The organism is Actinoplanes sp. NPDC049802 (assembly GCF_040656595.1).
Classification (GTDB): domain Bacteria; phylum Actinomycetota; class Actinomycetes; order Mycobacteriales; family Micromonosporaceae; genus Actinoplanes.
The window spans coordinates 1-7,058 of the sequence record NZ_JBFAMR010000149.1; the positions used below are offsets into that span (position 1 = coordinate 1).

At 71.1% G+C, this 7,058-nt stretch carries 7 protein-coding genes; 3 read left to right on the forward strand and 4 right to left on the reverse strand.

Features of this window, described 5'->3' with window-relative positions:
- Positions 1 to 625: 625 nt before the first annotated feature.
- Entirely contained in the window at positions 626 to 1,060 is a 435-nt protein-coding gene (locus tag AB0I88_RS40705; RefSeq protein WP_361037567.1) for a CBS domain-containing protein, read from the forward strand.
- 51 nt (positions 1,061 to 1,111) lie between these two features.
- Here AB0I88_RS40705 and AB0I88_RS40710 read toward each other — a convergent pair whose 3' ends face one another.
- Both AB0I88_RS40710 and AB0I88_RS40715 read right to left on the reverse strand, forming a co-directional pair.
- Positions 1,112 to 1,393 carry a hypothetical protein gene (locus tag AB0I88_RS40710; protein ID WP_361037568.1) on the reverse strand — a complete coding sequence of 94 codons (282 nt, stop codon included), beginning with the start codon at positions 1,391 to 1,393 and terminating at the stop codon, positions 1,112 to 1,114.
- A 164-nt stretch (positions 1,394 to 1,557) separates the two neighbouring features.
- On the reverse strand, positions 1,558 to 3,324 hold the full coding sequence (locus tag AB0I88_RS40715) for an AAA family ATPase (RefSeq protein ID WP_361037570.1): 1,767 nt from the start codon (positions 3,322 to 3,324) through the stop codon (positions 1,558 to 1,560).
- A gap of 249 nt (positions 3,325 to 3,573) precedes the next feature.
- On the opposite strand from AB0I88_RS40715, the gene AB0I88_RS40720 reads away from it, so the two are divergent.
- The gene (locus tag AB0I88_RS40720; RefSeq protein ID WP_361037572.1) at positions 3,574 to 4,137 is read left to right on the forward strand and encodes a hypothetical protein; all 564 of its coding nucleotides are present in this window, start codon (positions 3,574 to 3,576) and stop codon (positions 4,135 to 4,137) included.
- Here AB0I88_RS40720 and AB0I88_RS40725 read toward each other — a convergent pair.
- Together AB0I88_RS40725 and AB0I88_RS40730 are read right to left on the reverse strand one after the other, a co-directional pair.
- Positions 4,121 to 4,648 carry a hypothetical protein gene (locus AB0I88_RS40725; RefSeq protein ID WP_361037573.1) on the reverse strand — a complete coding sequence of 176 codons (528 nt, stop codon included), beginning with the start codon at positions 4,646 to 4,648 and terminating at the stop codon, positions 4,121 to 4,123. The two genes, AB0I88_RS40720 and AB0I88_RS40725, sit on opposite strands and share 17 nt — an antisense overlap.
- Before the next feature lie 440 nt (positions 4,649 to 5,088).
- Positions 5,089 to 5,544: a response regulator gene (locus AB0I88_RS40730; RefSeq protein ID WP_361037574.1), complete on the reverse strand. Its 456-nt coding sequence runs from the start codon at positions 5,542 to 5,544 to the stop codon at positions 5,089 to 5,091.
- A 285-nt stretch (positions 5,545 to 5,829) separates the two neighbouring features.
- Between AB0I88_RS40730 and AB0I88_RS40735 the strand changes: the two genes are divergently transcribed.
- Complete coding sequence (locus tag AB0I88_RS40735) at positions 5,830 to 6,753, forward strand: siderophore-interacting protein (RefSeq protein WP_361037576.1); 924 nt, start codon at positions 5,830 to 5,832, stop codon at positions 6,751 to 6,753.
- Positions 6,754 to 7,058 lie beyond the last annotated feature (305 nt).

The window sequence follows — 7,058 nt, forward strand, 5'->3', positions numbered from 1 at the left end:
ATGGTACTGCACTCGGGAGGGTGTGGGAGAGTAGGACGCCGCCGGACTCAACGTGATAGAAAGGCCCACCCCACACGGGGTGGGCCTTTCTTTTTGCCTGGACGAATACTGCACGACATGTGACGCGCGAAGGACTCGCGGCCGCGTTCGCGGGGTGGCGCTGGGCACCGGATGAAACAACTCGCCTACCGGGTGGACGGGCCGGCTGTGCCGGTCGGAACTGTCCAGCAGCCCTCGACACCGGCGCCCACCGCCGCAATCAGCCGAGCCGGTGTCGGCCGTCCGTGAAGCCGTCGGGTGGTCCCACGGCCGTCGCGGACCTTGCCCACGGCCAGCCGAAGAAGATCGACTATGACGTAGCGCCACCTGTCAACAGGCGCATCCGGTCAGTATGGGTTGGTATGCCAGGTTCGTGTAGGGGAGCTCGACGTGTCCGGAAACAGGGACGCCACCTACAACATCCGGGTGCGGGACGACCTGGTCGACCGTATCGACCTGGAGATGAGGGGCGAAGCCTGCTACTAGGTGGGATGCTTTGGGCGTACCGGGAAGAGGTCCTTCTTGACAGGAGCCCGCGGGGTTCGGCATAGAGGGGGGTACGCGGGCCGACCATGAAGGAGGGGCGATGCGGATCAGTGACATTCTTCGGGTGAAGGGTGAACAGGTCGTCACGGTGAGTCCGGAGGCTACGACCGAACGGCTGTTGAGCGTTCTGGCGGAGCACGGGATCGGTGCGGCGGTGGTGTCGCGCGACGGTTCGGTGGTGGACGGCATCGTCAGTGAACGGGATGTCGTGCGGGCCTTCGCGGCTCGTGGGGCGACCGTGCTGACGGAGCCGGTGAGTGCGATCGCGACCGCACAGGTGCGGACGGTGACGCCGGACGCGCAGTTGGAGGATGTCGAGCGGTTGATGACCGAGCGGCGGTTCCGGCATGTTCCGGTGGTGGTGGACGGGGTGCTGCGCGGGGTGGTCAGCATCGGCGACGTGGTCAAGAACAGGATCGATGAGCTGGAGACCGAACGAAGCGAGTTGGCCGGGTACATCACCGGCGAGCGGTAGACACGGAAAGACGCCACCGCCCGGCCAGTGGCGGTGGCGTCTCTCGTGCGGTCAGCGGTGCAGCAGGGAGGACAGCCGCCCGCGGGTGGTGGCGGCCTTCGCGGCGCGGCGCCGGCGGAGGAAGACGGCCGCCGCCGCAGCGCCGGCCAGCGCGAGAACGGTCGCCGTGGTCGACTTCGGATTTCGGCGAGCCGCCTGGCCTGCGGCGGTCGCCTTGGTACGCGCCGTCGTGACGGCCTGACGGGCGCGGGACTGGGACTCGGCGGAGCCGTTCCCGGAGACGGAGTGGACGCTCTCGCGCGCGTCACCGATCGTGGTCTGGTTCGTGGTCATCGCTCACCTCTCTTTGGACATATGCCCTATGGAGATTCGCCTCGGTTCGGCTTCTGGTTGGGGTTTGCCCGTCGAAACCGGAAACCAACATGGGTTCACGCTCCAGAACCGACGCTAATCGGACAGTAAGCCCGGCGTTGTCCAAGACCCGACAAAACCGGGGGTCAGCTGAGGGCCTCGGCCTTCTCGGCCTTCGTGTCCGGCTCCTCCGTCACGGCTTGCTCCGCCGCGGCCTCCTCGGGTTCGTCGGCCTCGGGTTCGTCGGCTTCGGCTTCGGCTTCCGGCTCCCCGGGCTCGGCGGGCTCGTTCTCCTCGGCGTCCTCGACGGGGTCGATCGTGGCGGTCGAGGAGGCGTAGACGGTGGCGGTGTTGGTCGAGCCGTAGATCACCGGGACGGCGACGGTGGCGGTGCGGGTGTAGTACTCGGCCATCGCGTCGTCCTCCTCCTCTTCCTCCGCCTCCACGTAGGTGTGGGAGGTCACCCCGGGCGGGGCCACGTCGTCGGCGTCCGAGACGAGGCGGTCACGGGTCAGCGGCTCGTGGCGGGGCGCGATCCCGGTCGGCTGGGTACGTGCGTGCGGGACCAGCGCGCCGGCGCTCTTCGGCACGTTCACCAGCACCGCGCTGAGGTTGTCGTGCAGCACCTCGGCCAGTTCGTCCAGGGCGCGGCGGACCGACGCCCGGCTCGTCCGGGCATAGTCGCCGACCAGCAGGACGTGGTCACTGAGCGCGGCCAGGGCGATCGCGTCGGAGGCGCTGAGCACCGCCGTCGAGTCGAGGACGATCACACTCGCCTGCTTCTGGACGGCGTGCAGCACCCGGCCCAGCTGTCCGCTGTCGAGCAGGTCGACGTGCTCGCCGTCCTCCCGCCGGCCGGCCGGAAGCAGGCGCAGACCGTACACCGTCGTCTCCTCGAGGACGTCCTCGACACCGGCCTCGCCGTCGAGCAGGGTGGTCAGCCCGAAATCGCCGGACACCCCGAAGACGTGGTGGAGTTGCGGGTGGCGCAGATCGGCGTCGACGAGGATCACCGAGCGGCCGGCCTGGGCCAGGGTGACGGCCAGGTTGGCGGCCGTGGTGGTCCGGCCCTGCCGGTCGCCGGGGCTGGTCACCAGGATGGTGGTGGAGAGCCTCGGCCGCAGTGACGGCTGGAGCCGGGTGCGCAGGTAGCGGTACGACTCGGCGGCCGGCGACGTGGGATCGCGCAGCACCACCGGCGCGCCGCTCGTGGTGCCGGCCGGGCGTTTGTAGCGGGGCACGGTGGCCACCACCGGCACACCGGTCAGGTGCTCGTAGTCCTCACGGCTGCGAACCAGGCCACGGGTGCGGGAACGCAGCAGCGCGGTGCCGCCGCCGAGCAGCAGACCGGCGGCCAGCCCGGCGGCCAGGTCGGGGCCGAGCGGCCGGGACACCGGCTCGGCCGGCAGGTCGGGCGCGCTGAGCACGGTCACTCCGGTCGGGCCGTTCCGGCGGTAGTCGACGTACGCCTCGACGAGAGCCCGCGCGCGGATCTGGGCGCTGAACCGGTTGCCGGAGCTGTAGACGATCCTCAGCACGTTCGCGTCCGGGGCGACCTCGACGGTCAGATCGTTCAGGAAGGACGCCTTGTCGGCGCCGACCCGTGCCGCGGCCGGGACCACCACCGCGTCGGAGAGCGCGACCTCACGCTCCGTGCCGATGTCGGGGGTGACCGGCGTGAGGATGGGGGTGCTGGTCTGGGCGGCGGTGGGGGTGGCGGTGGTGCTGGGGCGCACGGCCGTGCGGGTCTCGGCGGCGAGGCGTGCCTCGACCAGGACCGTCGCCTCGGACTCGTAGCCGGATGGCGCCGACTGGTTCAGACCGTAGGCGGCAGCGAGTGTCGCCGTCGTCACCACCAGTGTCCATGGACCGTATCGGCGCAGTAGTCGCGCGGATCGTCCGTAGGTCGTCATCGCGGCGTTCCCTCCCCGTATCACTGATCTCAAGCCGGAGATTCTTCCACCGATCGATCACTTTCCGCGTCGATCATTCCGGCGATATGTGTCTCGTTGCTACGGCCGGTCAGCGCGGTGCGGCGGGCGATATGGCAAGGATCTCGTCTTCGGCCCGGGACGTTCCCGGACGATCCGGATCGGGGCCGGTGGAACGGTCGCTGTCGTATTCACGTCGACGTCCACAAGCGCAAGCGATACCGTCACGCGGTGTCGCACGCCAGGCGGTTCAGCTACGTCGGTCCGGCGGAGATCCTCGATGAGGCCGGCACGGTGGAGGCGGTCACGGTTCGTTCCGCAACGCTGCTCGCTGACTGGCTCGCCGGGAGCGGAAGCGCTGACCTCGGGGAGCCGTTCACGTTCGTCGTGACGCTCGACGGTGATCTCAAGCTGGCACCGCGCCGCAGCGAACATGTTGCGCTCGCCGCCGGCCGAGACGTACTCGCCGCCGGTGAGATGCTGTTCGTCCGGGATGTGTCCGGCTGGCGCGTACTCGAGGTGACCAACCAGTCCACTGGTTACTGCCCGGATCCCGACTGTTGGCCGGCCGTGCGGGAATCGCTCGACCGGCTCGGCACAGCGCACCCCGGCGACTTCACCGACAAGGTCGTCTTCCGCCGCTGCCCCTCTTGCCGGGAGCGCAACATCGTGCGGGACGGCGACTTCACCTGCGCTCTGTGCGACAGCGAGCTACCCGCCCGATGGAATCTCACATCGGACCAACCTTGGTGCCCGGCGGCTGTCGGGTGGAGCGCACTCAGCGGACGACGCTGAGAGCGGCGCGGCGGGGCTCGCGGGAGCGGCGTGCCGCCCGTACGGCCAGGGGCGCCAACATCAGGGCGGCGGTGTTGCCGGCGAGGAACAGGGCCGCGGTGAGCGGGGAGAACGCGGTGTCGATGACGGCGCTCAGCACGGCGGCGGCGCCCGCGGCGAGCGCGGCCGAGGCGGCGAGCCGGCCGAGAGCGGCCCGTGGGCGGCGGAACCGGTCGCCGTGTCCCAGCCAGTAGCCGGGCAGCCAGCGCTGCAGCAGCACGGCGTAGAGCAGCGCCGGAACCACTGTCGCCACCGCGACGACCGCCGACATCAGGAGACCCGCTCCCTCCAGGGTGGCCCATACCATGGCCGCCGTGGCGAGCATGACCACGTCGTGGCGGCGGTGGGCGTACCGATGCTGGGCGGTGAGCCAGAGGGCCGCGACCGCGAGCGGCGCGCCCAGCGTCAGCGCCGCGGTGAGGAAGACGGCCGCGAAAGCGGCGGACCGGAGGGCGTAACGGGGAAGGCTCACGAGCGGGACCTTCGGCCGGACGTGGCTCGACATGAGCATTTCGTTTCGCCCGGTGTCACGGGGCTGCCGCCCCTCTGCCGTCACGTCACCCTCGATCCGGATCTCCGCTTGACAGGCCAGCGGATGGCGATACCGAAACTCCGGCTTGCTGCTCAGCGCCGCCTGGGTTCGCGTTCCAGGCACCCCGTTTTCTGGTACGCGAGACCCTGTCCCGTCTTTTTGGGCCGTCCCGCCTGGCCGGCGCAGGCTCACTGCCCACTCACGCCCCTGCCGCGGCCGCCGGGCTGAGATCGGTGGCCGGGCCGGGTGGCGCCGGGGCACTGCCGGCGACCGGGGTCGGGTGCCCGCTCAAGCCCGGCGGCCGCGGCACGGTCGGAGCCACCCGCCCGGCTCGCGGGTCTTCCACGGCGGGGCGGGTAGGCGTACGAGATAAGGGGTTTTCAGTGGTGCAGAGGGAGCAGGCGCTGGACCCGGCGCAGAAGCTCGGCCGGGGAGAACGGCTTGGCCAGGTAGTCCTCGGCGCCGACGATGTGGCCGAGGTCGACGTCGGCGGGCGTGCTGCGGCCGCTCACGATGATCACCGGGATGTCCGCGGTCTGCGGTGACGAGTGCAGTTCGTAGCAGAACCCGAGCCCGTCCAGGCCCGGCATGGAGATGTCGAGCAGGATCAGTTGCGGCCGCTCGTTCACGGCGAGCGACATGGCGGTGCGGCCGTTGTCGGTCTCCAGCGTGCGGTAGCCGGCGGCGCGCAGCTTGAAGGCGATCAGGTCGCGGGTGCCCTCGTCGTCGTCGGCGATCAGCACGGTGGGCGGCTGCAAGGCCATGGCCCATTCGTCGGCGCTCCACGGCATGCCGGCGTCGCTGAACATGATGTCCGTGGTCGAGGTCTGCGGCATGTCGCCTCCTTGTCGCTGGGCCCGTCCGATCGGCGGCATGGGGGCGGATCGGTGGAAGACCGGCGTTGCGGTACGGGAGCGGCCGTCCGGCGTTGCGGTACGGGAGCGGCCGTTCGGCGTTGCGGTACGGGAGCGGCCGTTCGGCGTTGCGGTACGGGAGCGGCCGTTCGGCGTTGCGGTACGGGAGCGGCCGTCCGGTGGGGCGATGCGGAGCGGCGGGCCCGGTGGTGCGACCTCGGGTACAGCGGTTAGGTTAGCGTTACCTTACGAGAGTGGGAGGCCACCGTGACCCAGACCGTCGTGCCGACCGAGGCGCCCCCGTTCCGGTTCTTCACGGCCCGGGTCGCCCGGCTGACCCGGCTGAGCCCGAGCTTCCTGCGGGTGACCTTCACCGGCGACGACCTGGACCGGTTCGCCGACAACGGCTGGGACCAGCGGATCAAACTGATCCCGCCGCTGCCCGGCTCCGGTCACGAGCACCTGCCGACCGGCCTCGACTGGTACACGCGGTGGCGTGACCTGCCGGAGGGGCGGCGCAACCCGATCCGGACGTACACGGTTCGCGCCGTCCGCGCCGCCGAACGCGAGATCGACGTCGACATGGTGCTGCACGGTGTGAACGGGCCGGCCTCCCGGTGGGCGGTCGACGCCACCCCCGGCTCGACCATGATGATCATGGGGCCGAACGCGGACTTCCACGGCGGCTCCGGTGGCATCGACTTCCACCCGCCGGCCGCCACCCGGCGAATCCTGCTCGTCGGCGACGAGACGGCGACCCCGGCGATCTGCTCGATCCTGTCCGCCCTGCCGGCCGGCGCGGTCGGCGAGGCGCTGCTCGAAGTGCCGGAGCCCGGCGACCACCTCCGGGTCACGGCGCCGGCCGGATTCCGGGTGACATGGCTGCCGCGCGACGGCGAGGCGCACGGGGTGAAACTGATCCCGGCGGTTCGCGAGGCCGCCGCCCGTCTGCTCGCCGACTGCGCGGCCCCGGTCGCGCCGGCCGAGCTGGAGGACGTGGACGTCGACCACGACCTGCTGTGGGAGGTGCCGGACGAGTCCACGGCCACGCCGGACGGCTTCTACGCCTGGCTGGCCGGCGAGGCGGCGGTGATCAAGACGCTGCGGCGGTATCTCGTGTCGGAGTGCGGGGTCGACCGGCGGGCCGTCGCGTTCATGGGCTATTGGCGGCTGGGCCGTCCGGAGTGCTGACCCTGCTGGCCAAATCGCCCGCCCCGCCCCGCCCAGCCCCGCCTGCACGCCCGCCGCGGGGCGGGCGGGGCGCACAGCGCACCGACGGTACGCCCCGGCGCCCCGGCGCCCCTGCCGCTCTGCTGCCCTGGCGCCCTGGCACCCCTGCTGTCCTGGCGCCCCTGCTGCCCTGGCGCCCTGGCACCCCTGCTGTCCTGGCGCCCTGACGTCCTGGCGTCCGGTGGGCGGAGGGCCGGCGTGCAGGGCGATGTGTGCTCGGAGAACGTGACACCCGTAGTGGGTGTGACGACACCCGTTGCGGGTGT

Excerpts from the sequence above, each read along its gene's own strand:
- AB0I88_RS40705 (WP_361037567.1), top strand. The coding sequence starts at position 626 with ATGCGGATCAGTGACATTCTTCGGGTGAAGGGTGAACAGGTCGTCACG.
- AB0I88_RS40710 (WP_361037568.1), bottom strand. The coding sequence starts at position 1,393 with ATGACCACGAACCAGACCACGATCGGTGACGCGCGCGAGAGCGTCCAC.
- AB0I88_RS40715 (WP_361037570.1), bottom strand. The coding sequence starts at position 3,324 with ATGACGACCTACGGACGATCCGCGCGACTACTGCGCCGATACGGTCCA.
- AB0I88_RS40730 (WP_361037574.1), bottom strand. The coding sequence starts at position 5,544 with ATGCCGCAGACCTCGACCACGGACATCATGTTCAGCGACGCCGGCATG.